20 protein-coding genes are annotated in these 26432 nt (G+C 51.7%); 9 read left to right on the forward strand and 11 right to left on the reverse strand.

Annotated features, from left to right (window positions below; all coding sequences use genetic code 11):
• Positions 1–180 precede the first annotated feature (180 nt).
• Positions 181–2448 carry a TonB-dependent receptor domain-containing protein gene (locus ABD880_RS11275; RefSeq protein ID WP_345165951.1) on the reverse strand — a complete coding sequence of 756 codons (2268 nt, stop codon included), beginning with the start codon at positions 2446–2448 and terminating at the stop codon, positions 181–183.
• A gap of 155 nt (positions 2449–2603) precedes the next feature.
• Here ABD880_RS11275 and ABD880_RS11280 point away from each other — a divergent pair, with 155 nt between their 5' ends.
• The gene (locus ABD880_RS11280) at positions 2604–3803 is read left to right on the forward strand and encodes a PQQ-dependent sugar dehydrogenase (RefSeq protein ID WP_345165953.1); all 1200 of its coding nucleotides are present in this window, start codon (positions 2604–2606) and stop codon (positions 3801–3803) included.
• Between the two features lie 69 nt (positions 3804–3872).
• Here the strand turns inward: ABD880_RS11280 and ABD880_RS11285 are convergent, their stop codons facing one another.
• The gene (locus tag ABD880_RS11285) at positions 3873–5981 is read right to left on the reverse strand and encodes a sensor histidine kinase (protein WP_345165956.1); all 2109 of its coding nucleotides are present in this window, start codon (positions 5979–5981) and stop codon (positions 3873–3875) included.
• Between the two features lie 193 nt (positions 5982–6174).
• Positions 6175–8964 (reverse strand): outer membrane beta-barrel protein, encoded by a 2790-nt coding sequence (locus tag ABD880_RS11290; protein WP_345165959.1) that lies wholly within the window; start codon positions 8962–8964, stop codon positions 6175–6177.
• A gap of 367 nt (positions 8965–9331) precedes the next feature.
• Here ABD880_RS11290 and ABD880_RS11295 point away from each other — a divergent pair, with 367 nt between their 5' ends.
• Positions 9332–10030, forward strand: a complete 699-nt coding sequence (locus tag ABD880_RS11295) for a YceI family protein (RefSeq protein WP_345165961.1) — start codon at positions 9332–9334, stop codon at positions 10028–10030.
• Positions 10031–10159: 129 nt separating this feature from the next.
• Here ABD880_RS11295 and ABD880_RS11300 read toward each other — a convergent pair whose 3' ends face one another.
• Positions 10160–11059 carry an alpha/beta fold hydrolase gene (locus tag ABD880_RS11300; RefSeq protein ID WP_345165964.1) on the reverse strand — a complete coding sequence of 300 codons (900 nt, stop codon included), beginning with the start codon at positions 11057–11059 and terminating at the stop codon, positions 10160–10162.
• A 194-nt stretch (positions 11060–11253) separates the two neighbouring features.
• Complete coding sequence (locus tag ABD880_RS11305) at positions 11254–11490, reverse strand: DUF2188 domain-containing protein (protein ID WP_345165966.1); 237 nt, start codon at positions 11488–11490, stop codon at positions 11254–11256.
• Between the two features lie 563 nt (positions 11491–12053).
• Here ABD880_RS11305 and ABD880_RS11310 point away from each other — a divergent pair.
• The gene (locus ABD880_RS11310; RefSeq protein WP_345165968.1) at positions 12054–12245 is read left to right on the forward strand and encodes a hypothetical protein; all 192 of its coding nucleotides are present in this window, start codon (positions 12054–12056) and stop codon (positions 12243–12245) included.
• On the opposite strand, the gene ettA is transcribed toward ABD880_RS11310, so the two are convergent.
• Positions 12242–13909, reverse strand: a complete 1668-nt coding sequence (gene ettA / locus ABD880_RS11315; RefSeq protein WP_345165971.1) for an energy-dependent translational throttle protein EttA — start codon at positions 13907–13909, stop codon at positions 12242–12244. The genes ABD880_RS11310 and ettA overlap by 4 nt on opposite strands.
• A gap of 259 nt (positions 13910–14168) precedes the next feature.
• On the opposite strand from ettA, the gene ABD880_RS11320 reads away from it, so the two are divergent.
• The 4 genes from ABD880_RS11320 (at position 14169) to ABD880_RS11335 (ending at position 17511) form a co-directional block, all read left to right on the forward strand.
• Positions 14169–15485: a DUF349 domain-containing protein gene (locus ABD880_RS11320; protein WP_345165974.1), complete on the forward strand. Its 1317-nt coding sequence runs from the start codon at positions 14169–14171 to the stop codon at positions 15483–15485.
• Positions 15486–15538: 53 nt separating this feature from the next.
• Positions 15539–16333 carry an outer membrane beta-barrel protein gene (locus ABD880_RS11325; RefSeq protein WP_345165976.1) on the forward strand — a complete coding sequence of 265 codons (795 nt, stop codon included), beginning with the start codon at positions 15539–15541 and terminating at the stop codon, positions 16331–16333.
• Between the two features lie 147 nt (positions 16334–16480).
• Positions 16481–16702 carry a DUF2795 domain-containing protein gene (locus ABD880_RS11330; RefSeq protein ID WP_022821757.1) on the forward strand — a complete coding sequence of 74 codons (222 nt, stop codon included), beginning with the start codon at positions 16481–16483 and terminating at the stop codon, positions 16700–16702.
• 131 nt (positions 16703–16833) lie between these two features.
• The gene (locus tag ABD880_RS11335; protein ID WP_345165999.1) at positions 16834–17511 is read left to right on the forward strand and encodes an ABC transporter ATP-binding protein; all 678 of its coding nucleotides are present in this window, start codon (positions 16834–16836) and stop codon (positions 17509–17511) included.
• A gap of 316 nt (positions 17512–17827) precedes the next feature.
• On the opposite strand, the gene ABD880_RS11340 is transcribed toward ABD880_RS11335, so the two are convergent.
• The 5 genes from ABD880_RS11340 to queA form a co-directional block, all read right to left on the reverse strand.
• A complete protein-coding gene (locus ABD880_RS11340) occupies positions 17828–18310 on the reverse strand; it encodes a GyrI-like domain-containing protein (protein WP_345166001.1) in 483 nt (160 codons plus the stop codon).
• 36 nt (positions 18311–18346) lie between these two features.
• On the reverse strand, positions 18347–19060 hold the full coding sequence (locus ABD880_RS11345; RefSeq protein WP_345166004.1) for a 2-C-methyl-D-erythritol 4-phosphate cytidylyltransferase: 714 nt from the start codon (positions 19058–19060) through the stop codon (positions 18347–18349).
• 116 nt (positions 19061–19176) lie between these two features.
• Positions 19177–19620, reverse strand: coding sequence for a response regulator (locus tag ABD880_RS11350; protein ID WP_345166007.1), 444 nt, complete (start codon positions 19618–19620; stop codon positions 19177–19179).
• 4 nt (positions 19621–19624) lie between these two features.
• Positions 19625–22228: a PAS domain-containing sensor histidine kinase gene (locus ABD880_RS11355; protein ID WP_345166010.1), complete on the reverse strand. Its 2604-nt coding sequence runs from the start codon at positions 22226–22228 to the stop codon at positions 19625–19627.
• Positions 22229–22551: 323 nt separating this feature from the next.
• On the reverse strand, positions 22552–23598 hold the full coding sequence (gene queA, locus ABD880_RS11360; protein ID WP_345166012.1) for a tRNA preQ1(34) S-adenosylmethionine ribosyltransferase-isomerase QueA: 1047 nt from the start codon (positions 23596–23598) through the stop codon (positions 22552–22554).
• A 106-nt stretch (positions 23599–23704) separates the two neighbouring features.
• On the opposite strand from queA, the gene ABD880_RS11365 reads away from it, so the two are divergent.
• Both ABD880_RS11365 and ABD880_RS11370 read left to right on the forward strand, forming a co-directional pair.
• Positions 23705–24958, forward strand: coding sequence for an ABC transporter permease (locus tag ABD880_RS11365; RefSeq protein WP_345166014.1), 1254 nt, complete (start codon positions 23705–23707; stop codon positions 24956–24958).
• Between the two features lie 350 nt (positions 24959–25308).
• Positions 25309–26043 (forward strand): LOG family protein, encoded by a 735-nt coding sequence (locus ABD880_RS11370; protein WP_345168066.1) that lies wholly within the window; start codon positions 25309–25311, stop codon positions 26041–26043.
• Positions 26044–26432 lie beyond the last annotated feature (389 nt).

Here is a 26432-nt window from a genome sequence, read left to right on the forward strand (position 1 = left end):
AAACGAAATAACTCTGTATCATCTCCCTGAGAGAGAGAAGGTTAGGATTAAGGGGGATTATTTTTGCAAATCTAGCGACACTGGCACTGCCTTATTTCATATGCATTCCCTTCTTCTCCAATTTCAAAGAAGCTATTTTCCTACTCCTGACAAATTAAATTCCATCCTGTAAATCCTGCTTTAGAAACTCTTCCTCAGCTGTACTCCTCCATAAAAATTCCGGCCGGGGGCGGGCTGGAAGTAGCGGTTCCCGAAACCGTTCAGGTCATTGCCCAGGCTGTACAGCTCATCCGTGGCATTGTCTACACCGCCGTACACATCCAAGTGCCAGGTCTGCGCGAAGGTCTTTCTGTAGCCGCCCCTTCCGCCTAGTACCAGGTAAGAATCTGCAAAGACCGTGTTGGCGTCGTTGAGCGGTATGTCACTGGTATAATTACCCGTTGCGTTCAGGTAAAACCCGAAGGCACTTTCTACATCAAATCCTGCTGTTAACACGTGCTCGGGCGTGCCGGTGAGGGAGTTGCCTGAGAAGTTCTGGTCATTGGGCTGATAGTTTCTGAACCGAAAATGGTTGTAGGTGTAGGCGCTCCACAGTTTAAGCAGACTCAAGGGTTGCTCCGGGGCTTGTACCACGGCAAAACCAAGGGCAGCCTCTACTCCTTGCTGGCGCGTGGCCCCAGCGTTCTGGAACACGTCAATGTCTTCGGGGGTGCTTTGGATGAGTATAGTCTCTGAGAGGTTCAACCTAAACCCAACCACGTCATAAGTCAGACGCTGATTGAATAAATTCCCCCTAATGCCTAGTTCATAGTTGGTGCCTTTTTCGGGTTGCAGGGCGGTGTTGAAACTTCCGTCAGAGGGACGTACTTCGGCTTCGGTGGGCGGTGAGAAGCCGGCACTGATGCTGGCATGCGCTGAGAGTTTCGGCGAAAAGACCTTCACCAAGGCCGCTCTGGGTGAGAACTGCGGGTCAAAGCCTCTGCTGTTATTAGAACCTACGCCGGTTGCGCCAGTAGTCACGCGGGTCAAGTCATAGTTCAAGGTGTTGAGGCTTCCGCCCAGTGTTAGGATGAACTGCGCGGGCAACTCCACTTCGGCCTGCCCGAAGACGAAGCCTTGCGTGGCCACTACTTCGTCGTCAAAAGACAGCGTGCCAGCGGTACCTTTCACGTTCTGGTAATGGCGCGAATTGACGAACCTCCGCTGACCCTCGGCGCCCAAGACAAAGCGGGTGGGCAACTCAGCTACTTGCGTCCGGTAGGCAGTGCGCGTTCTGCCGCCCAGGCTTTGGTTGGTGTTGCGCTCGTAGTCGTTGGTGAAGGGATGGTTCAAGAAGCTGAACACGCCAAACAAACTGGTGTTATTACTCCAACGGTCGTTGAACTGGTAGCTATGCACCAAGCCCAGGTTTAAGCCGTCCAGGTTAATGGACGCGTTCTGGTCTTTGTTCAATTGGCGGGCTTGGCGCGGGTTGGCCTCATACTGCTCGCGGGTGAGCGCACCCGGCAGTTCATAGTACAAGTCTGAGTACAGCGCATGAAAAGAGAAAGTCTGCTTCTGCGTAGGGTAAAACTGCCCTGATAATAAAACAGATTGTCTGTCCATGGCACTTTGCTCGCGGTAGCCGTCCAGGGTTTGGCGGTCATAGCGCAACAGCAGGTTTGATTTCTCAGTGGCTACGCTGGCGCCAGCAAACCCTCGGCGCAGGCCGTAAGAACCTACTAAGCCGCCGGCCATGATGCTGCTTTCCGTGGGCCTTACCGTTTCTAGCAGGACTGTTCCTCCGGTGCCGGCACCATAGACGCTTCCGGAGGGTCCTTTTATCACTTCTACGTTGCCAATGGTGGCGGCGTCCAGCAGGTTTAGAGGAATGGTGCCGTTGGCTTCTACCAGGGGAATCTCATTGAGGTACACCTTCACGTTGCGTACGCCAAACGGTGCCCGCAGACTACTTCCTCTTATAGACAAGCGGTAACTGGCGGTGGCTCTTTCTTCCATGCGCACGCCCGGCAGGGTATTGAGGGCCGGCACCAAGGTAGTCTCAGAAAAACGTTGTAGTTCTCGGCTGGAAAGCACGCCAATAGCGCCCGCCGTTTCCTGCAGAGGTCGTCTGGATTCGTAGCCAGTCACCACCACTTCGCGCAATTGGGTATTGTCTGCACTTAGTAGAATGATCAGCTCTTGCGAGGCCGCGGGTAACGTAACCGTAACGGGTCTGTAACCAAGCAGAGTGGCCGTCATCCTTGTTTGGCCAATGGGTAGCTCCAATGAAAAGCGTCCTTCTGCATCTGATATAGTTCCTACGCCGGTAGCGCTATTTGCCACGGCGGCTCCGGCCAGAGGTTTTCTGGTCTGCGCCTCTAGCACCTGCCCCGTCACCAACTGTTGCGCCCAAGATGTCAAACAAAAAAGCAGTGAGAAGAGCAGAGAAAGAAAAAGGTGTTTCATAGAGGTTGCGCCTAAAAGAAAAGCTGAGCCAACTGGCTATCTGTCATGATTTGAAACATAACAAACGGCACGGTGGTAGGTTATTACTAGTGAAATAAATTAACACAGAAACTGACTTCCCCTACGAAAACCCAGTTTCTACAGCCACCAAAACTATGAAAATAACTACTGTTGTAAGGTCTTTGGGTCTCTTCACCCTATCGTTGGCTGCCTGGACGCCCCACGCATGGGCACAGGTAAAAAAACCAGCCGTTGCTGAAACCGTGCAAGGCCACATCTTCAAGCCCGCGCAGGTAGAAGCCACAGACGCCAACGTCAAGCAGCTCAAAGTACCTGCAGGTTTTACCGTCACCAAGTACGCCGAGAACCTGGGCAAACCCCGCATGCTGGCCGTTGCGCCAGACGGCACGGTGTACGTGACCAGCAGAGAAAAAGGCACCGTGACCATGCTACAGGACAAAAACAAAGATGGCAAGGCCGAGGTCTCTAAAGTAGTGGCCCAGAAGGAGAACATGCACGGCATCACGCTCAGAAATGGCAAGGCCTACCTCATCACGGTCAAAGAAGTCTACACCGCCGACATCAACAAAGATGGCACGCTGGGTACCCTAAAGGAAATCATGAAAGACCTACCGGACGGCGGGCAGCACAACAACCGCACCCTGGCCTTTGGACCTGACGGCAAGCTGTACGTGAGCGTGGGCAGCACCTGCAACGCCTGCGACGAGACCAGCAAAGAAAGCGCCACCATGCTACAGGCAGACGCTGACGGCAAAAACAGACGCATCTACGCCAAGGGTTTGCGCAACACCATCGGGTTTGGCTGGCACCCAGACACCAAGGTCATGTATGGCTTTGACCACGGCATTGACTGGCTAGGCGATGAAGAAAGCAAGGAAGAGTTCAACCGCATTGAGGACGGCGGCAACTATGGCTGGCCGTACGTGTATGAGAACGGCAAGGCCAACAAGGCAGATGAGCCCAAAAACATGAGCTGGGCAGAATACGCCAAGATGAGCAAGAATCCCCTACTCCTGTACAAAGCCCACGCCGCGCCGCTGGGCATGGTGTTCTACACCGGCAACCAATTCCCTAAGGAATACAGCGGTGACGCCTTTGCCACCATGCACGGCTCCTGGAACCGCGCGCAGGCTTCTGGCTATAATCTGGTGCGGGTAAAGTTTGAGAACGGCCAGCCCAAGCAAATTGAAGAGTTTTTGACAGGCTTTTTGGTGAACGGTGAGAAAGCCCAGTTTGGCAGACCCTGCGGCATTGCCCAGCACCCAGACGGCTCCCTTTTGTTCTCAGATGATGACAACGGCGTCATTTACCGCATAGCGTACACCGGCAAATAAACTAAGCTCCGTTTTTGGCCTGTTTCTCAGAAAAGAGGCCAAAAACGGGGTCTTTGGTTACCTGTGCCCCTATCTCCTGAAGTAGACTTTAAAGGTAGTGCCTTCGCCGGGCTGGCTCTTCACTGCTATTTCGCCGCCGGCGTTTTCTACAATGCGTTTTACTATGTACAAGCCTATACCGGTGCCCTCTACGTGGTCATGCATGCGTTTGAACATAGAGAAAATCTTGGTGCGGTCACCTGGGTTGATGCCCAGGCCGTTGTCTTGCACAGAAAGCACCACATGATGGGGCATGACCTCTGTAGAGATGCGCACCACCGGCACCCGGTCTGGGGCCCGGTACTTTAAAGAGTTGCTGATGAGGTTGTACACCACGCTGCGCATGTTCTTAGCCGAGAACTGCACCGTGGCATTGGACCTGAAATCTGTCTCTATCTGGGCGCCGGACTTTTCTATGAAGGCCTTAAAGTCAAGGCAGACCTCAGACACTACTTCGGCTAAGTTGAGGGCGGCCACGTCTTCTCCCGCCTCGCGCTGAATCTTGGCCACTTCGGTAAGGTCAGAGACGGTGCGTTTAAAGCGATCTATGGAGCCATGGATAAGGCGCACCACCTGGCTCACCACCTCGCGTTGCAGGGTTTCTGGCGGAAGGTCTTGCAGCAGGGCCTCTATCAACCCTTCAATGTTAGAGATGGGCGCGCGCAAGTCATGCGAGGCCGAGTACACAAAATTGTCCAGGTCTGCGTTGATGGCCAGCAGCTCGCGGTTTTTGGCTTCTATCTGGTGCCGGGCCTCTACCTGTTCATTGATGCCCACGGCAATGGCAATCACGCCCATGATGTTGTGCTGGGCATCGCGCAGCGGATGGTAGACAAAACTCACGTACACAGTCTCCAGGGCGCCGTTGCGCAAGAGTTCTACCGCCAGCTCATTGTTCACATAGGGAATGCCCGTTTGCACCACGCCGTCCAGCAGTTCTTTAATGCCTTGGTTTCTTACTTCGGGCAGGGCGTCTAAAATAGGCCTGCCTATCACGTCATCATGGTTCTTGCCCCACAGCTCACAGATGCCGGGGTTGGCCATGTCAATGACGTGCTCTGGGCCAGACATGATGCAGATGGCCACGGGTGCCTGCTGAAACAATTCGGTTAGGTAGGCTTGGCGGCGGGCGGTTTCTGCCTGGGCCTGCACGCTGGCAATGGAAGTGGCAATCTGACCGGCTATGAGGCCATGGTAGTCTTGGTACGGCAAGTCATACTCCAACTTGCTGCTGAGGCCCGCCACCAGAAACCCCAGCAAGTCTTCCTGCCCGGGCCGGTAGATGGGCACCATCACCGCCCATGAGCCATCGGCTTCCTGTCTGTCTAGCACAAACGTTCCGTTGGCGTGGGGGATGATCTCTTTCTGTTTGCTAAGCAGCACCCTGCCCAATGGCCAATGGCCAGACAGGCGCTCCTCTGCCAAAAAAATGTACGGTACGGCTTTGTCTGCAGGCATGCCCGCCTGACCCAGTAAGCGCGCTTCTTCGGCCCCTTCGCTTAACAGGTATATCTGGCTGAACGGTACATCTCCAGGGTTCTGGTCCAGCACCTCGCATATAGTCTGGCAGGCGTCCTCCAGGGTTTGAATCTGGGCCATGGCCTCAGAGATATCCTTCAGGGACTTGAGCCGGCGCTGGCCAAGCACGGTCATGGTTTCTTCAAAGCAGGCGCAGAAAATGCCGCTCACGTGGCCGGCATCATCAAAGGCCGGGCTGTAAGAGAACGTCCAGTAGGTGTCCTCCATGAAGCCTTTGCGCTTTAAAGGAATATAAAGGCCCTCGGCGTAAAAAGGCGCGCCACCGCTTAAGATGGGTTCGGCAATCTGGCCTAGCTGCTCCCAGGCCTCGGCCCATAAGACTTTGGCTGGTGCGCCTAGGGCCGCGGGGTGCTTCTCACCAAGGGCAGGCAGATAGGCATCATTATGAAACGCGTACAAGTCCTTGCCCCACCACACAAACATAGGAAACCTGGAATGCAGAATAAGCCTGATGTTGCTCTTTAAGCTCTCTGGCCAGGCGGCTGGATTGCCTAAAGGGTGAGAACCCCAGTCATAGGCCCGCATGAGAGCTCCCATTTCCCCGCCTCCCAAAAAAATAGTAGAGGCATCTTGGGTTATGGAAGGAGTAAGAGTAGACATACAAAAGGGTACAGCGGTATAAGAGATTCACAGACCGATTGAGCGGGCCAGCCAGGAGTCTAGTTCAAGAACTAGTTCTCTACGTAAGAAACCTCAATTAAGATATATACTTTTTACTATCTAAGGGCTTTTAAAACAAAAGAGCCCCATACGTTTTGGGGCTCTTTTGTGGAAAACAGGCTAAAAACGAAGCTTAGAACCGAAAGAAGGTGTTGGTGCCTCCCACTTTTCCGCCGAAGTTTCTAATGTTATACGTGAACGTGACCAACCCGTACCGGCGCAACACCACCGTCTGGTAGTCTTCTACCAAGTTCTCTCTGATGGACCTGTACGCGCCAATGTTCTGGTTTAGCAGGTCATAGACAGAGAACTTGAGCTGGGCGCGGTCATTCTTCATGAACAGGAACGTGACGCCCGCGTTCAGGCGGCCATTGTCCCTACGCAAGCCAGGGGCCACGTTGGAGTTGTAGGTATAGTCAAAGGTGGCCTCCCAGACAATGCGCTTGGGCAAACGCACCACCACCCCGGTTCTGGAGGTTTTGCTGGTAAAGTTGATGTCTGGGATGGCATTAGACGTGTAAGAACTGTTGCGCACGCCCAGGGTAAGCGTCTCATTGAACTCCAGCTTGTCATTGAGGTTCATGCTGGCTTTAAGGCTGGGGTTCCAGGAGACGTTCTGGCCGTAGCTGCGCACGTCGTTCACTAGAATAAGCGACTTGGTGTAGTTAAACCAAAGAGAGGCCCCCAGGGAGAACTGGCGCTTGCCGTCAAACTTAAAGTCCTTGTTCACGTCTGCGTTGGCGTTCACCTGCCAGTTGCCGTCTGTGTTGACAGGTCTGTACGTCTGCACCTTGGTTACCTGGTCAATGGTTCTGGAACGGGTCACGGCGTCTTTGCTCATGCTCCCAGACATGTACGCCCAGTAATTGATGGAATGCTTGGCGTCAAACTTACGGTAGTTCAGGTTCACAGAATTGGAGATGGTAGGCTTGAGGCCCGGATTTCCTTCCTGAATGAAAAGCGTGTTAGAGTAGTCCGCCACGGGTTGCAGGTCGGCGGCAGAGGGTTCGCGCACGTTCACGTTGTAGCTCAGGTTAAAGCCTTTGTACGCCGCCGTCATGGACGGGAACACGTAGAAGTACTCCTGCGGAATATCTGCACTTTTTAAGAACGTGTTCTCAATATTGAGCAGGGTGAAGCGCACGCCCGGCTGCAGGGTAAAGTCCTTGTATTTCCATTTCAAGCTGGTGGTCACGTAATTGCGCCAACCGCTCCGCTCTACCTCATCTGAGAGGGCAAAGATCTGATCTGGGTACTCGCCGGTGTCTCTGTTGCCGTCAAAAGTGTTGACCAGGTTTTGGTTTTCAAAATACTCGGTATTGATCCTGGCCACGCCGCTCAGGGTTTTGCTGATGGGCTCCGTAAACGAGAAGGAGGTGTTGACGGCCGTGTTGTTCACCTCATTGTCGCGCAGTTGGTCCAGGTACTCAAAGCGCTGACTGGGCTTGAAGAACCGGTCTGCGGCGGTGTAGTACTGTTGCTGGTCTCCCAGGTTAAAGTTGTAATTCCCGAAGAAGTTGAACTGACGCCCTTTCTTGCTTGCTGACAGTCGGTCAAAGGCCACTTCGCCGGTTAAGGTGACGTTGTCGCTTTCCAGCAACTGGTGGTTGTCGCTTTCATTCACCAGCTCGCCGTAATTGCCGCTGGTGAGGGTGTAGATTTGTTGGTTGGTTCTGGTCTTGGCCAGTGTTAAGCCCGGCGTGATACTGAACGTAGTGAGGGAATCTATCTTCCAGTCCAGACGTCCGCCCAAGCGGTGGTTGCGGCTCTTGGAGAACTGGTTTCTGTCGCGGCGGCTGTTAGTGGTGTCGCCCTCCAGGGTCTGCAAGGAGTTGATCAGCTGGCCCAAATCTGCGTCAATGCCGCCAAAGAAGTACTGCAGGTTCAGTTTGAGGTCTTTCTTTAAGATGGTGTTGAAGTTACCGCCCGCGCCGCTGGACTGCTGAATGCCGTCCTCGGTACCGCCAAAAGAGATGCCGTTCACGGCAAAGCCGCCGTCACTGCGCACCATGATGGTATTCATGCCGCTTCTGCTAAAGCCGCCAATCCTGGAGATATCCTCAAATCCGAAGGCCGGTCTGTTTAAGTTGTTAGAGTAACCCAGCAAACTAATTTGAGTCGTGTCCCTGAACACGTTCAAGATGCCGCCCGCCTCATACAGGTTCTTGGTGCCTTTGCCGGCGTAGGCTTTGCCAAACGCGCCCTGCTTGATGCCTTTCTTGAGCTTTAGGTTAATCACCTGCGGAATCTCATTCACGGGCAGGTCTGGGTCCCGGCGCACGGCGTCTGGGTCATTGACCACCTGCACTTTATCAATCATGTCTGCCGGCAGGTTGCGCGAGGCCACTTTGGGGTCGTTCCCGAAGAACTCCTTGCCGTCCACCAGAATCTTGTTCACGCGCTTGCCATTCACAGAGATGTCGCCGGCTTGGTCCACGGTCACACCGGGCAGTTTCTTCAACAAATCCTCCAGCAAGGCGGTGGGCAAAGTTTTAAACGAGTTGGCGTTGAACTCCAGCGTGTCCTTGCGCACAATGATGGGCGGCGTCTCGGCGGTGATGAGCACCTCGCCCAGCACGTTGTCGGCCATGGTCATGCCAATCTCGCCTAAGTCTAGGTCTGATGCCTCTGGCGTGAGCTTGAATTCTTTGCGGTAGGTTTTGAAGCCGGTCATGGAGATGACAATGCGTAGTTGCTGGTTGAGCGCCAGCCCGGGCACCTTGAAAGCACCCTTCTCATCGCTTACCCTAAAGGTGACCAGGCTAGTGTCCTGGGCGGTGTAGACGGCAATGGTGGCATAGCCCAGCGGCTCTTTGTGCTGCACATCCAGGAGCTTGCCTTTTACCTCGCCTTTCTGGGCAGAAGCCAGGCTTGGCAGTAACGTACACGCCGCCAGCAAGACCAGCAGTAAACATGATTTCATACAAATTTGAGTAAGGATGATAGTGGTGACAGAGCTTTCTTTTAGGAAAGGTAATGTTAGCAAAAAGCCCCCGCTTCTGGTGCGTCTGCCGCTGGGTTTAACAAAACTTTAACTAGCTCTGCCCGGTCATTGCCTAAGTACAACAGGTTGCCTTGAAGTGGCAAGAAAAGAGGGCTGTATTTTGGAAACCCGTTTTTGGGCTAATTTCTGGAATACAGACCAAAAACGAAGATTATTCTTTCCTAGAAGCGCCTTCTGCCAAGACGCCGTCCGTCCTAACACTTTGGAAACTAAGCTGGTAAAAGTTCGTTCAAAGCAATTCAACCCTATGGATTGTTACACGTTCACGTCACTATTCTCTACAACTATGAAAAATTCCTTCACTATTTACACTGCTTGCCTGTTCCTGGCCGCCGGCCTGGGCCTGGCCTCCTGCGACAAAGCCCCCAAGGGAGACAAAGCCACAATCACCGATGAACAGCAAGCCGCCAATGCTACTGGCCAGACCTTTGTGGTAGACACCGCTGATTCTAAGGTAAGGTTTATTGGGCACGGCGTGGGCAAGAACCACCCGGGCAATTTCCATCTGGCCTCTGGCGAAGTGGCCGTGGCCAACAACCAGATCACGGGCGGCACTTTCCTGATTAACATCAACTCTCTGGATGTGGAGCAGAAAGAGGAAATGTTCCAAACAAAGTTAAAGCCCCACCTCTTAAGCGGCGACTTCTTTGACGCGGGCAAGTTTGGCACCGCCCGGTTTGAGATCACCAACGTGGCTCCCTATGAGGCCAACAGCAAAGACACGTCATTGGTAGACGGTGCCAACTATACCGTGAGCGGTAACTTCACCTTGAAAGACGTGACCAAGAACATCTCGTTCCCGGCACGCATTGACCTGGATGACAACGGCCTCAAGGCCAAAGCCAACTTTGACATTGACCGCCGCCAGTGGCAGATGAACTATGGCAATGACAAAACCTTAGGGGACAAATTTATCTCAGAGACCGTGAACATTGAGCTAGACCTCAAAGCCAAGAAACCCAATGACGTGACCGCCGGCCGGTAACTGCCCTTAAATTGAAAACAGAAGAGCCCGAAGACCAAGCGTTTTCGGGCTCTTTTCATGAAAACAGGCCAAAACCGAAAGGACCGCCTAGTACATTTAAACCATCCAGCCACTGTCCTGAGCTGATAACTATTTTCTAAGGACGTCCTTCACGACCTGCTCCACAGTAGACCAAACCGGTGAGGTGGGCGCGACCAAGTCAAAATGCCCGGCGTTGGGCAGCAACACTGTCTGTATTTCTGAGTAAGGCCGCTTTATTTTTTCCTCAAACGCCTGAGGTTGCGCCACGGGTACAATGGGATCTTTCTCACCTTGCACCAGTCTAATGATAGCACTGCCGGGCTTGAGCTGCATGGGAGAACCTGAGGCATATCTATGGGGAACTTCATTTGGCAGGCCACCCATCAATTGCGGCACCGCGCTGTTGCAACTGCCTGGGGCCATGGCGTAACTCGCCAAGTCTGGAATGCCCGCCAAGGCTACCACGCCCTTCACTTTCAAAGGCTTCTTGGTGTACAACTCACTGGTCTTGGCAATGTTCTTTCTGCCCGCCGCCCACAAAGCCAGATGCCCTCCCGCCGAGTGTCCCATCACTACCACCTTCTTGCTGTCTACAGGGTATTGCCTGGCCAGTTGCCGTACAAAGTCCACGCCCTGCGCCACGTCCAGAAACGTGCCTGGCCAGCCGCCGCCAGGGTTGCCCACGCGCCTGAACTCAATGTTCCAGGTGGCATATCCGGCTTTGGTCAAGGCGGCGCTGAGGTGGTTCATGTACTGGTAATTGTATTGCGCCAGCCAACACCCGCCATGAATGACCACCACCACTGGGAACGGTCCTTTGCCTTGCGGCAGGCGCAACTCGCCAAACTGTAAGGAATCTGTGCTATAGGCTATCTTCTGGCCCGGCGCCGGCGTGGGCAGCTGCATCAACTCTTGCCAGGTAATGAGTTTAGGTGCTGGCGCTTGAGCTTGTACTGATGAGGCGACAAACCAGGAAAATAAAAAGAGTATGGAGATCAGGTACTTCATGACTGGGCCAAGGTGATTTTGATTAGAAGTGAAAGCTACTCATTTTGTTTTGAATGGCTCTCACATCCTCTATGCATGCCAAGCAAGATCCTATACACCAAGAGAGCCCGTAGACTTTCGTTTTCGGGCTCTTTTGGTGAAAACAGGGCAAAAACGGTTCTGCCTTGTTCTAAGGGAATAGTCATGAGGTTGAATTAGCCTTTGGTGGCTCTAGGATCACTGCCTCTAGGGAACGTGCGCTCCTCTTCTATCTTGCCGTCCTGGGTATGGATGATGACAGAACTGGTAGAATGGTTCTTGGCTATCTCAATTGTCTTCTTCACCACCTCCTGCTTGTTGGTACCCGTCACCGAGGCTCGCTGTCCGTCCTCCAACTTCCCTTCCCAACCCTCTTCGGTTTTGTTCACGTGATATATCTTTCTATCTGCCATGGCTTTCTACACGTTTGGTTTAGAGCGTTTTTACTGTGGGGAGGAAAGGAAAGTTGCGAGGGAATCTCATTTACTATTACCATTGCAGGGTAGGTCAGCAAGCATATTATTTACTATTAGCATCTATCAGAACCTGCAAAAGAATCAAGCATAATATAGATACTCAACTTTAAAAGCTATAATTGCGGAGTAAATGAAAAGGTGCCCCTATATGAGGCACCCTTCATTAATTGAACCACTGGAGTAGCTTCGTAATGATGCTATCAAGGTGAGTCAAAATACTGGCGAGGTACCCGAGTGTTAAGACGCCAATCAATAACCACTTAGGACCTTCTACATGACTAGGCACTGAAGAGACAATAGTTTCTTTAGTGCCTTTTGTTTTTGATTTTACCTTCACTTCATTTTTCGTTGATTGGTTTAGTCAAATATAGAGGTGAATCTTATGTTAAGCCTCCCATTGAAATTTATTTTATCCATTTCTTATACATGAGTTATCAATATCACAACTAATTACCAATCAGCAAATTAACAACGTTATCAAGATTACAAAGGAGGTATATATGGAAAACTTAATAGATGTAAAACCATTTATTCTCCATCAAATCACTCCCGCCCTTGTTGGTGTTATCACCAACAAGCACAACAGCGGCTCAACTAACCCAATCACAAAACCATCCCACCCCAAACCAAAAGAGCCCGAAGACTTTCGTTTTCGGGCTCTTTTCTGGGAAATAGGTAAAAAACAGACTTAGTCCATCAGCTTCTTATATCTAATGCGCTTAGGCTCCACGTCACCTAGGCGTTTCTTCTTCGCTTCTTCGTAGTCAGAGAAGTTACCTTCAAACCAAACTACCTGTGAGTCACCTTCAAAGGCCAGGATGTGGGTGGCAATTCTGTCCAGGAACCAGCGGTCGTGGCTGATGACTACGGCGCAACCGGCAAAGTTCTCCAGCGCGTCTTCCAGGGCACGAATGGCGTTCACGTCCAGGTCGTTGGTAGGCTCATCCAGTAGCAACAAGTTGGCGCCTTGTTGCAAGGTCATGGCCAGGTGCACGCGGTTGCGCTCACCCCCAGACAGCACGCCTACTTTCTTCTCCTGGTCACCGCCACTAAAGTTGAACTTGCTCACGTAGGCGCGGGCATTTACTTGACGGCCTGCCAAAAGCATAGTCTCCGTACCACCCGAGATGGTTTCAAACACAGACTTGTTGGGGTCCAGGCTTTCGTGCTGTTGGTCTACGTAGGCGAATTCTACGGTAGGGCCCACGTTGATAGTACCGGCATCTGGCGTCTCACGGCCTGTAATGAGACGGAATAAGGTAGACTTACCTGCACCGTTCGGCCCGATGATGCCCACAATACCCGCCGGTGGCAGGTTAAAGGAAAGGTCTTCAAAGAGAAGCTTGTCGCCGTAGGCTTTCTTTAACCCTTCCGCTTCAATCACCACGTTACCCAAACGCGGACCATCTGGGATGAAGAGCTCCAGTCTTTGTTCTTTTTCTTTGGCTTCCTCAGAGGCCATTTTCTCATAGTTGCCCAAACGCGCTTTGGACTTGGCCTGACGCGCCTTTGGACTCATGCGGGCCCACTCCAATTCACGCTGCAAGGTTTTCTGGCGCTTGCTTTCGGTTTTCTCTTCCTTGGCCAAACGCTCAGACTTCTGCTCTAACCAGCTGGTGTAGTTTCCTTTCCAGGGAATACCCTCTCCGCGGTCCAGTTCCAGAATCCAGCCCGCTACTTTGTCCAGGAAGTACCTGTCGTGGGTAACGGCAATCACGGTGCCTTTGTAGTGCTGTAAATGTTGCTCCAACCAAAGCACAGACTCGGCGTCCAAGTGGTTGGTAGGCTCATCCAGTAGCAACACGTCTGGCTCTTGCAACAACAGGCGGCAAAGGGCTACGCGGCGTTTCTCACCACCAGAGAGGTTGCCAATTACAGCCTCACTTGGCGGTGTGCGAAGGGCGTCCATGGCGCGCTCCAGTTTGCTGTCCAGGTCCCAGGCACCCAGATGATCCAGGCGTTCCTGCACTTCGCCTTGGCGGGCAATGAGCTTGTCAAAATCAGCGTCTTCTTGCGCGAAGGCCTCGTTGATTTCGTCGAACTCTTTCAGAAGGGCCACCGTTTCGGCTACGCCTTCCTGCACAATCTCCATCACGGTTTTGGTAGGGTCCAACTGCGGTTCCTGCTCCAGGTAACCCACAGAATAACCCGGCGAGAACGCCACTTCGCCCTGGTAGGCCTTGTCTACGCCGGCAATCACCTTCAAGAGAGAAGACTTACCAGAGCCGTTTAGACCCAGCACGCCAATCTTGGCGCCGTAAAAGAAAGAAAGGTAAATGTTTTTAAGAACCTGTTTCTGGGGAGGGTAAATCTTGCTTACCCCCGCCATGGAAAAGATGATGGTTTCGTTACTCATAGACCTGTTGGGTTGGTTAGATACTGGTGCTTAGCGGCTAAGGAATCGTTTTTGGCCTGAATTCACAAAAATAGCCCAAAAACGTACTAGAACATTCCCACCATGAAATCAGTATGTATGCAGACGTCCGGCAATGGTTTGTTCTGGCCAAGGCTCGCAAATATCGCAAATTTGGCGGTGCGGGGTTATGAAAATTGGCGGCAATTCATAAACTTGTAGAAAATATAGACTATTCATTTTTTAGAAAATAATCCAGTTGATGGAAACCAAAGATTTGTCTGAGGAAGCCCATAAGTTCGGCTACGTGGAGGGAACCCAGGTTTGGCTTAAGCCATTCATGAATTTCCCGGCCCGCCAGGTAGGCGAAGTAAAGGAGGTGCCCGAAGATTCCCTGCTCTACTTCGCGAACCGTTTTGAGAACTTTAGACAGAAGGTAGACAGCCTGCTGGAGAAAATAGAGACCTCTGAGAACAAAGGTTCTTTCTTGATGAAAGTCCTGCACCTGAAAGAACAGGTGGAGAAATATGACGCCATTGGTGACTTTGAAGCCTTGCACCACCGCCTGTCCGCGGCAGAGCAAGAGATAAAAGACGCCATTGCCAAGAACCGTGACAAAAACCTGTCTACCAAAGTAACGCTCATCCAACAGGCCGAAGAACTCATTGACAGCATTGACTGGCAGGAGACCTCTGACAAACTCAAGGAGATGCGCCAGACCTGGATTAAGACCGGCCCGGTAGAAAAGAGCCTGACCGACGAATTGGAAGAGCGCTTTAGAACCGCCGTAGAGGCCTTCTTTACCCGTAAGAAAGAGTTCTTCCAGGACAAAAAGGACATGCTCTCCCGCACCATTGACAAATACAAAGCCCTCATTGCCCAGTCAGAAGCGGTCAAGAATTCTGACGAGTGGGAAGAGACCAGCAAGAAGCTCAAAGACCTGCAGAACCAGTGGAAAGAGATTGGCGGCAACCTGCCCCGCAAGATGTCCAATGACCTCTGGAACAGCTTTAGAGCCGCCAACAACCATTTCTTTGAGCGCCTTAAAAAACACATCAACAGCCAGAAGACTGAGTCTAAGGATAAGTACCTGGAAGATAACCTAGCCAAGAAAAAAGCCCTGGTAGCCGAGGCCGAGGAATTGTTAGAAAGACCCACCTCAGAAGCCGTGTCCCGCGCCAAAGAACTGCAAGCCGCCTGGAAGAAGATTGGCCCCGTTAAGCAGGACGAGTCTGACATTGTCTGGGAAGGATTCCTGGTAGCCTGTGACAAGATTTTTGAGCTGAGCAGCCTGGAGCACTACATGCGCAAGCGCCCCTTACCAGAAGGCAAAAACTCTGAGAACGACCAGATCCATGCCCGCATCAACGCCCTGCGTGAATTCATCAAGTCTGACAAGGCAGAACTGGAGGTGTTGCAAACCAACCTGGACCGCCTGCACCCTAACCAGAGCAATGAAACCTTCAGGACCATGCTGGAGGGAAAGATCAAGAACTTCAACAGAAAACTGCGCACTAAAAACGAGTTGATTGAGCTCTTGAAGAAAAGAACTACCACTTCCAGCAACAAAACAGCCTAAGTTCATCGTAAGCCGTTTGAGTTTAATACACAATGAACCAAACGGCTTACGCTATGAAAAAATACCTTTTACTCCCCTTTCTCCTTTTCCCGTTGCTGTCACAGGCCCAAAGCACCAAGGGTCCTTACATTGGCGTGACCACGCAGTTCCAAAACACGTGGATCATCAATGACGAGCAGTACGAGGACGTGAACTACGAACACAAATTCACCACCAAGTGGGCGCCCTTTGGCATTACTGCCGGCTACAAGTTCAATGAGAATCATAACCTGCAGGTAGAACTCATCAGATCCAAGCAAGGCGAGAACTTTGACATTGTAGACGTGAACGGTGACAAGACCGGCGAAAAAGAAATTGACCTGGTCTACTGGAACGTACCCTTGCTGTTTAAGTACACCACCACGGGTAGAATGCGCTTTAACTTCCACTTCGGGCCGCAGATCAGCTTCTTACAGAAGGGCACCGAGACCAACCGCATCTCAAGGTCTGCCACCTACAGCCAGAAAGGGGTGGAGTTTACCGGCCCTGCGCCAGGCACGTATTTGTTGGCTAGTGTAGATGAAGAGGACCGTCAGAAAGACAGCAAAGTGGGCAGCTTCAACAAATATGACCTAGGGGCGGCAGTTGGCACCGGCCTTGAGTTTGACGTCAATTCCAACACCTACCTTAGTGCCAACCTGCGCGGCCATTACAACTTTGTCAACATCAGAAAAGAGGAGAACATCAACGACAAGACAAGAGACCCAGACTGGTACAACCTGCGCCAGAACTTTGTGATTGGCATACAGGTTGGCGTACATTTCTTGTTCAACACCGGCGACGGCACCAGCCCGGCCCGCCACGAATAGAAAAAACATCCTAAAATCTCAACATTTTTCGGCCTCACGCGTTGTGCAACTATCAAAGCCTGCACAGCTTTGAGAAGAATGTTTGATTTGTCAATCTTAATTCTATTTTTGCAACAATTAACAGCTATACTTTAAGGAGATTTTACTATGTATTGGACACTGGAACTAGCCTCTTACCTGGAAGACGCACCATGGCCGGCCACCAAGGATGAATTGATTGACTACTCTATCCGCTCGGGCGCGCCCATGGAAGTAGTAGAAAACCTGCAAGCCCTGGAAGACGATGGTCAGCCATACGAGAGCATTGAGGAGGTTTGGCCGGACTACCCGACCAAAGAGGACTTCATGTTCAACGAGGACGAATATTAATAATGAATAATGACTAGTGATTAATGATTAAAGGAGCATCTCCAGAACTATTAATCATTATTCATTAATCACTAGTCATTATTTTGGCCATTTTAGAGATAAGAGAATTGGTTGCGGGGTACGCGGAGCGCGTGCTAATCCGCAACCTTTCTTTTTTAGTGCCCACTCCTACCTTCATTGCCATTATTGGGCACAACGGTAGCGGCAAGTCTACCTTTCTCAAGGCCTTGACCGGGCAGATTCCTTATAAAGGACAGGTCTTGGTGCAAGGTCAACCATTGCCCACGCGCATGGGTGCCATGGCCAGAACGCTTTCTTATCTGCCTCAAAAAAACAACGTAGCCTTTCCTATCCTGGCCAGAGAGTTGGTAGTGATGGGACTGTTCAGGAAAAAGCGTATGCTGGAGCCGTATGGTGCTGCAGATTACCAGCGCGTAGAACAGGTCTTAGACCAACTCCACATCTCTCACCTGAGTAACCGCACTTTCACAGATCTTTCTGGTGGAGAGCAACAGCTGGTCTGGCTGGCGCAATTGATGCTACAGGAAACGCCGCTGGCCCTGCTAGATGAGCCCACGCAACAGCTGGATGTATACCACAAGAAACGCGTCTTTGATTTGATGGCTTCTTGGGTGCAAGACCAGCAGAAGACCGTGCTCTGCATTACGCATGACTTGTTGAACCTGCTCCCGCTGCAAGGCTATCTGCTTAATATCTCCCAGCCCAACCCGCAACTAGAGAAAATCACACCAGAGACAATCATGGCACACCAGCAGTTTTTAGAGAACAAGCAGGTGTTAGTAAGATGATTTGGTTAGCAACCTTAGGTAGCTTACTCAGATATGTATCTCGCTCGCCTCTGGCGAGTGTGGGCTACGGGCGGCCTCTGGCCGCATAAAAAACCAGGCAGGTATGGAAGACGCGGCGGGACGCCGCCTGTTGCTCACACTCGCCAGAGGCGAGCGAGAAAATCTTTCCCTTGGATACTCCAAACAAGTTCAAAGTATAAGCTTCAGGTAGAAAGTTAAATCCTTAGCAACGGAAACACATCTGGTAATGCCCCATTTTTGGACTCTTTTCTGGAAAACAGGCTAAAAACGGCTGTCTCTTTTGATATAGTAGTAGTTATTTGATAGGAATCCAGACTTCCTCTTCAGAATCTGCATGCAGGTGGCCTAAGTATTTTTCGCCCATCACCTCAAAATGCGGTCTATCATCTAATGCGAAGCCAGAGGTTGGCAGCCACGTCCCGAAGATATGGCTAGCCGTCACATAAAATTCACTGGATGGGCCTTTGTGCACAAATACGGCGTACTTTCCGGCTGGCACCGTCAATAGCTCCATTCCTTCTGGCAGGTTGTCTGCAGAACTAACTGCTACCGCTGCCCATTTCTCAAACTTAGTACTGGGATTCACCACCTGACTAAAGAAGTTGACCGGGTATTCTTGCACTGAATAGAACTCCTGCCCTACCCTATGCCCAATCTCGCGGTGACGCGACATAAACTGTTGCCATAGCGCTGCTGCATTGTTTTCTGCCAGACTAGTAGTACTGCGCAGGCCCACTAACAGCTTCTCTGGCAGGTCAACAATCTTTGGGTCCTCCATGGTAGGGTGGTAATGCTTTTAGAAAGAGCGCTGTTGCTATTGCTTGGGAGATTGATTGGATCGTTCTGCAGCCAAGATGGCTTCTGCCAGGAGCATGTCTTCTGGCGTGGTGAGCTTGATGTTCTGGTAAGCGCCTTCCACCAGATGAATCTTATGCCCGAATTTTTCCACCACAGAGGCGTCATCGGTGAACTGCGAGCTCTCGCCCTGCTCATAGGCGCGGCGCAACAAGGGCAACCTGAAACACTGCGGCGTCTGAACCAGCTTATAAGCGTTACGGTTCACAGCTTTGGACACGTTGCCCGTCACACGTCGGATGGAGTCCTTCAAGGCAACAGACACGACTGCGGTACCTAGCTCATGGGCGGTCTCAAAGGCGGTATGGATGATGGCCTGGGTTACAAACGGCCGCACGCCGTCATGCACCGCCACCACCCCGTCCTCATAGATGCGCAAGGCTGCCAACCCATTCTGCACCGACTGAAACCTGGTTTTGCCGCCGGCTACCACTTGGTGCGTCACTCTAAAATCATACTGCAGGCAGAGGTCTTTCCAGGTGGCTAGTTCTGCTGCTGGCAAGACCAACACCAAGGGCATGGCAGGATTATAGGCATGAAAGCGCAACAGCGTGTGCATGAGCACAGGCAGACCCGCCACCGGCAGAAACTGCTTGGGCAAGGGCGCGTTCATACGGCTGCCTGTGCCGCCGGCCACCACAATGGTATAGATAGGGTAAGATGGTTCTTGCATGGACGTTGCAAAATACAGAAACGAAAGAAAGCCGCCAGCACCTGTAGCCGTTTTTGGTCTGTTTTACAGAAAACAAGCCAAAAACGACACCAAGCCCCCTGAAGCGTCAAATAAATCTAATTCAGGTTTTCAGGATGAAACAGGCCTTGCAGTTTGCTATTCATGCGCAAGCTAGAGATGGCCTCGTCACTGAGGGGCTTGTTGAGAAAGTCTGCCACAAAGCCGTATTGCTTGGCCCGCACAAAATCCTGAGGGTCTACCGTAGAGGAAAGCACCACCACGCGGGTCTCTGGAAACAGCGTCTGGTAGTTCTCTGAAAAACCGTCCAGAAAGTCCCAGCCGTTCATAATGGGCATGTTCAAGTCCAAAAAGACCAAAGAAGGCGTTTCTTTGCCGCCGCCCTGCTGCAAGCCTGTTGCCTGGTTCTCAAAGAAATCCAAGCCCTGCTTACCATTGGCGAGCTTTACCACCTCTTGGGTAAAATCATTCTGCTCAATGACCAACTCACAGAGCATGAGGGCAATCTCATCATCGTCAATTAATACTACCTTCTTCAGCATGACCTTATTGTCCCTTGAACTGTAGCACAAAGGTAGTGCCTTTGTTTACTTCGCTGTTAACAAAAATAGTACCGCCCATGGCTTTTATCTGAGAATGCACAATGTACAAGCCCAGGCCCTTGCTGTCTGCGTTGTCATGGAACCGCTGGTACAGGCCAAAGATGCGGTCTCCGTACCGGTCCAGGTCCATGCCCAGGCCGTTGTCTGCAAAAGAAAGCGCCAAGCCGTCTGGGGTACGCTCTGTTTTTAGGTGTACCTGCAGGGGCCGCTCCAGAGAACGGTACTTAATGGCATTGGACAGCAAATTTAACAGAATGCTGTGCAGGTACCCCTGATTGCAATACACGTCCTGCCCGGCAGGAAAGTCTGTCTGCACCTGCCCGTTCACTTCTTGCAACAAGCCCTCTAAGGAGCCCTGCACGTGCGCAAAGACAGATTCTACAGAAATCATCTCTTTTTTAAGGGCTACGTTGTTCTTGATGATGAGAATCTCCAGCAGATCGTCAATGACGTGGTTCAGCTTTATAGTAGACTCCTTGAACTTCTCAATAAGCATGCGGTTTCGGCCGGCCGGGATGGCCTTCATGTCTATGAGGTTGGAGATGCCCACCAGGTTGGACAAAGGCGCCCGCAGGTTGTGCGAGGTAATAAAGGAAAACTGCTTTAAATCTGAGTTGTTTTGGGTGAGTTCAGAAATAAGCACCTCACGCTCTGCCAAGTAGTTTTTGCGCGCGGTGATGTCCTGGTGCACAAACAGCCAGTAGGCGTGCTCGCCTGCCTTGTCGTAAATGGGAACGGCCTCCAGATGAGCCCAGTACGGCTCCCCGTTTTTTCTGTAGTTGATGAGCTCTATTTCACAGGCCTCTGCCTTGGCAATGGCCAGATTCAACTTTTCAATGGCTTCGGCCTGGCCAGGGAGTTCGGCGGGGCCGCCCAGCATCTTGAGCTCTCTGCCCAACACGTCTTCTGAGGCATAGCCGGTCACCTTTGTAAAAGCAGGGTTCACAAAGATGGTTTTCAATTCGCCGCCCGGCACGGCGCTCATGTCACTGACGGCAATAGCGTCCTTGGCGTGGGTGATGACAGACTCCAGCAAGCGCAACCGCTGTTCTTCTTCTTTTTTCTGAGTGATATCTGTTAAGAGCACAAAGAACAAATCCACTTCTGAGTTGGCGTCCTCTAAGGGCTGTATCTGCAACCTAAACCAGTATTTCTGGCTGGTCTTGGAGTATTGGATCATCTCACATTCAAAGGGCAGGCGCTGCGCCATGTGGTCATGGATCTGGCTCAAGGTGTGCGGATCTGTCTCTTCACCGTTCATGAGGCTGCCCGGCGACTTGCCCAACACTTCTGGCAGGGTCCAGCCCATCATTCTGGTAAAGGCGTCATTGACCCAGTGCAGGTTGCCGCCCAGCTGTAGAATGAGCACGCCGTTGATGGTTTCCTTGGCAATGACGGAGAGCTTGCGCAACTCTTCTTCTGCATACTTGCGGGCCGTGATGTCATGCACGGCGCCCACCATTCTAATGGCTTTCTGGGCTTCATCCCTAAGAATAAAGCCACGCTCCTCCAGGTGGAGGGTAGTGCCGTCTGGTATGATGGACCGGTACTCTATCTGCCACTTGTCTGCGCTGGTGTCCTGCAAGGCCTCCTCTAATGATTGGTTTACCCGCTCTTGGTCCAGGGGGTGCAGCATGTCTGCCCAGAACTGAAGCGTTGAGGTGGTAGGCGTGCGTTGGCAGGCAAACACCTTCTCAAAGCCTACGCCCCAGTAGAGGCTGTTGTTGACAAGGTCCCAGTCATAGATGGCGTCATTGGTGGCGGCGGTGGCCAGGTGGTAGCGGTCATTGCTCTGCCGCAGGGCGTCTTCGGCCAGCTTGCTTTCCAGAATGAGCTGCAACAGGTTTCTGATGCTGTCCAGTGAGCTTTCTTCGGCGGGCTGGGGTGATTTTACGTGGCGGTAATACACGGCCAGCGTGCCCAGAATCTGTTGGCTGGAACCCATGACGGGGAAAGACCAGCTCGCTTTTAAGCCATAAGACAAGGCTAGGTCCTTAAAGCCTTTCCAGCGCTTGTCTGTGGCTATGTCTACGGCAATGACCTTTTCTTTAAAGAAGGCGGCGGTGCCGCAAGAACCCACGTTGTCGCCAATGGTGGTGCCGTCCAGCAATTCACTATAGGCCGGGGGCAGGCTGGGCGAGGCAAAGGAGTATAGCTTGTTTCCCTCCAGCCGCATGAAGGACAAAAGCATGTCTGGGTGGATCTTCTCAATGCCAGCCAGGTAAAAGGCTATGGTTTCTTGCAGGGAGAACTTGGCCGAGGCGTTCATCTCCAGCACCTCTTTGCCCAGACGCTCCAAGGCTACCACGCGCTTGTACTCTGTCAGGTCAATTTCTGGACGCCCCGTACCTGGCGCGCTGTGGGCCTCTGGCTGGCTGTCACGCTGCTCTCTAAGCAGGTGCAGCTCTCCTTTGACCAGGTAAAGTTCTTCCTGCAATAAGGCAAGCCGCTTTTTGGCCGCCTCCAGCTCTTGCACCACCTCTTGGGCCGGCGTCTCATTTTGGGTACCGGTCTGCGGGGTGAGCAGTGCATCTTCTGCAAACAACATATTCTTAGTTTCTCTCTTGGTCTTAAATAAAACAGCCCTGTCTCCCTTGCCTTGGCCTTTTACTTAGCAGTGAGCAGAGGAGGGATACGTTTGCGTTGCGCTTCTGGGCTATACACCAAAACCGGTTGCGGGGAAAAGCCAAAGAGTCTGTCAACTTCACAAAATCCAACTCCTAAAGATACTTGGTCTGGCCCTAGCCTCAAAAGAACAGGCCTTTAATTTTTCAACCACCAAACCCACCCTTCTAAAAAAACAAAAACGCCTTGACACAGGCCAAGGCGTTTTTGGGTTGGTTTGGCCAAAAGAGGCTAAAAACGAAAGTATTAGAGAATCAGCATCACGTCACCGTAGCTAAAGAACTTATATTCTTCTTTGATGGCGGTTCTGTAGGCTTCCATCACCAGGTCATATCCTCCAAAGGCGGCAGCCATCATCAACAACGTTGACTCTGGCATGTGAAAGTTGGTGATGAGGCTGTTGGCTATTTTAAAGTCATACGGCGGGAAGATGAACTTATCCGTCCAGCCTTCATTGGCCTTTAGGCGGTTGTTGGCAGACACAGAAGACTCCATGGCGCGCATGGTAGTTGTCCCGATGGCACATACGCGCTTCTTGTTGTCCAAGGCGCGGTTCACCATGGCGGCGGTCTCTTCTGTTACAAAGAACTGCTCAGAGTCTGTCTTGTGCTTGGTCAGGTCTTCTACGTCTACGGGTCTAAACGTACCCAGTCCCACGTGCAAGGTTACCGGGGCCACGTCTACGCCTTTCAGCTCCAGACGCTTCAAAACCTCTTTGGTAAAGTGCAGACCGGCGGTTGGGGCAGCCACGGCACCCGTGATCTCTGCGTACACCGTTTGGTAACGCTCCTGGTCTTCTGGCTCTGGCTCGCGCTTGATGTATTTAGGCAGCGGCGTCTCGCCCAGGTCATGGATGGTCTTGTAGAACTCCTCATCTGTGCCGTCAAACAAGAATTTGATGGTACGGCCTCTGGAGGTGGTATTGTCAATCACTTCGGCTACCAGGTCACTGTCCCCAAAGTAGAGTTTGTTGCCTACCCGTATCTTGCGGGCCGGGTCTACTAGCACGTCCCATAAGTGAATGCGCTTGTCTAGCTCACGCAACAGGAACACCTCAATCTTGGCGCCGGTCTTCTCCTTGTTGCCGTACATGCGCGCCGGAAACACCTTGGTGTTGTTGGTCACCATCACGTCACCTTCGTCAAAATAACCAATGACGTCCTTAAAGATCTTGTGCTCAATCTTACCACTGTCACGGTGTAGCACCATCATGCGGGCTTCGTCGCGGTTGGCGGCTGGATGCGTGGCCAACAGACCTTCGGGCAGGTCAAACTTAAACTCAGATAACTTCATATTTAATATTACGGTATTAAAATATCTACAAAAATAGAGGGCAAAGGTAGGCAGATTGTCTTAATTTATTTTACTTTTAGCCAACTAAGTTAACTTAAGGAGTAGAATGATCTATTTACGGCTAGTTTTTGAAAGTGTACGCTTTGCGATGCAGGCCCTGAAGGCCAACCTGTTACGCACGCTTCTTTCCTTGCTGGGCGTGACCATAGGTATTTTTGCCATCATCTCTGTATTTACGGTGGTGGACTCTCTAGAGCGCAGCATTAGGCAGAGCATGAGCTTTGTGGGCGAGCGCATCATCTACATTGAGAAATGGCCCTGGATTTTTAAGGGCGATGACATGCCCTGGTGGGAGTACATGAAGCGTCCGCCGGCCACGGTGCGCGAGTACCGCTACCTGGAAGAGACCCTGGAGAATGCAGAGGGCGTGGCCATTGTCTCCAGACGGGGCGGCAACACCTTCAAGCACATGAACAACAGCATGACCGGCATCATGATGCAGGGCGTGTCCTTAAACTTTAACCAGGTGGCCGAAGTGCCCATTGTAGAGGGCCGCTATTTTACCCAGCAAGAGGTAGAAGGCTCCCGCAACGTAATCATCATTGGCCATGAGGTGGCAGAGAACCTGTTCCCGCAAGGCAACGGTCTGGGCCAGACCATTAAAGTGATGGGCCAGCGCTTTACGGTGGTGGGCATCATGGAGAAACAAGGCGCCGGGCTGTTTGAAGGCCTGCCCACCAATGACAAGAACTCTTATGTGCCGTTTGGCGCGTTTGGGAAGATGTTTGCCGGCGGCCCCAGGGGCGTGCAACCGTCCTTGATGGTGAAAGGAAAAATAGACGACCCGGGCTTACAGAACCTGGAGTATGAGGTACGCGGCAAGATGCGCACCATACGGGGCCTTAAGCCCTACCAGAATGACAGCTTTGCCATTAACCGCTCAGAGATGATGCAGGATGAGATCAGCAACCTGTTCTCCATCATTGGGCTGGCCGGCTGGGTGATTGGCGGCTTCTCCATCCTAGTGGGGGGCTTTGGCATAGCCAACATCATGTTTGTGTCTGTAAAGGAGCGCACCAACATCATAGGCATTCAAAAGTCACTGGGGGCCAAGAACTTTTTCATCTTGTTCCAGTTCTTATTTGAGTCTGTGTTCCTGAGTTTGATTGGCGGGGGCGTGGGCATCTTGCTGGTGTCCTTGATCACGTTCATCCCTACGGGCTCTCTGGAGATAATCCTTACGCCCGGCAACATATTTTTAGGGCTGGGCGTATCGGTCGTGATTGGGGTATTGTCGGGTATCATTCCGGCGGTGATTGCCTCCCATCTTGACCCCGTGGTGGCCATCCGGTCAAAATAAAATCCTGGATCTTAGTGAGCGTCGCTTTTACTGGATCTTAAAAAAGGTCCGGCCCGTTTCTGCGTCTCTTACTTTGCGCCAGGCAGTCCTGTTCTAAAGGCTTACAGACCTCTATTCTGTACACAACCGCTCTCTTGTTAAAGGGCATACATCCTATTTAGTACCCGCTCCGTTTTCTGGCTGTTTTCCAGAAAAGAGGGCAAAAACGATTGATTGATATTATGACGAAGTTGAGAAAAACCAGCAAGACCAAGTTGCAAGACGAGGTAAGCAACGTGGGCAGTGGTCAGACCATTGTCCAGCCAGACGCCAATGACAACAAAGTATCCTCTTTGCATGAGGCTAAGAAGATGGCCAAGCGCGAGGTTCCCCAGATCTCTGAAGATGACAAGCGCATTAGAGAGGCATTCACAGACAAGAACTGGAATGAAATTAAAATAGCCGACTCCTGGCAGATCTTCAAGGTGATGTCTGAGTTTGTGGAGGGCTTTGAGAAGATGGCCAAGATTGGACCGTGCGTGTCTATTTTTGGTTCTGCCCGTACCAAGGCAGACAACCCGTACTACATCATGGCCGAAGAGATTGCCGCCAAACTGGTGCGCCACGGCTACGGCGTGATCACGGGCGGTGGCCCGGGCATTATGGAGGCTGGTAACAAAGGCGCGCACTCAGAGGGCGGACGCTCTGTGGGCTTGAACATCCACTTGCCGTTTGAGCAGTTCAATAACATTTACATTGACCCAGACAAGCTCATCAACTTTGACTACTTCTTTGTGCGCAAAGTGATGTTTGTGAAATATGCCCAGGGCTTTATTGGCATGCCCGGCGGTTTTGGGACATTGGACGAGTTGTTTGAAGCTATAACGTTAATCCAGACCAAGAAGATTGGCAAGTTCCCGATTGTGCTGGTAGGCAAGAAATACTGGCAGGGCATGTTTGACTGGATCAAGGAGGTGATGCTGGAGCAGGAAAGCAACATCAGCCCAGAAGACATGGACCTGGTACACCTGGTAGACAACGCCACCGACGCCGTAAAGGTGATTGACGATTTCTACAGCAAGTACCTGTTGTCTCCCAACTTCTAGGAGAAGCATTTACAAGACACGGCCGTTTTTGGCCTGTTTTCCAGAAAAGAGCCCGAAAACGAAAGTCTTCGGGCTCTTTTGGTTTTAGGCGCATGAATGATGCTCAGAAATAAACTCGGCTTACTTATGGAAATATAGTCATCTGCGCATCTTCCAAGCATTCAACTACCTCGCTCCTATGAGAAACGCGCTACTCTTCTCGATTGGCTTCCTGCTCATACTTTCCTGCAAACAGCCCCAGCCGCCTAAACTGAGTTTAAAGGAGTGCACGTACCAGACTGGCAATCCCAATTTGCAGTTGTATAATGACGTCTTGATAGCGCTAATAGAAAACAACTCTCAAGGATATTTGGGTAGAAGCTTTGCAGACTCTGTAAGTAAGATACATA

Source organism: Nibribacter koreensis, assembly GCF_039541795.1.
GTDB lineage: Bacteria > Bacteroidota > Bacteroidia > Cytophagales > Hymenobacteraceae > Nibribacter > Nibribacter koreensis.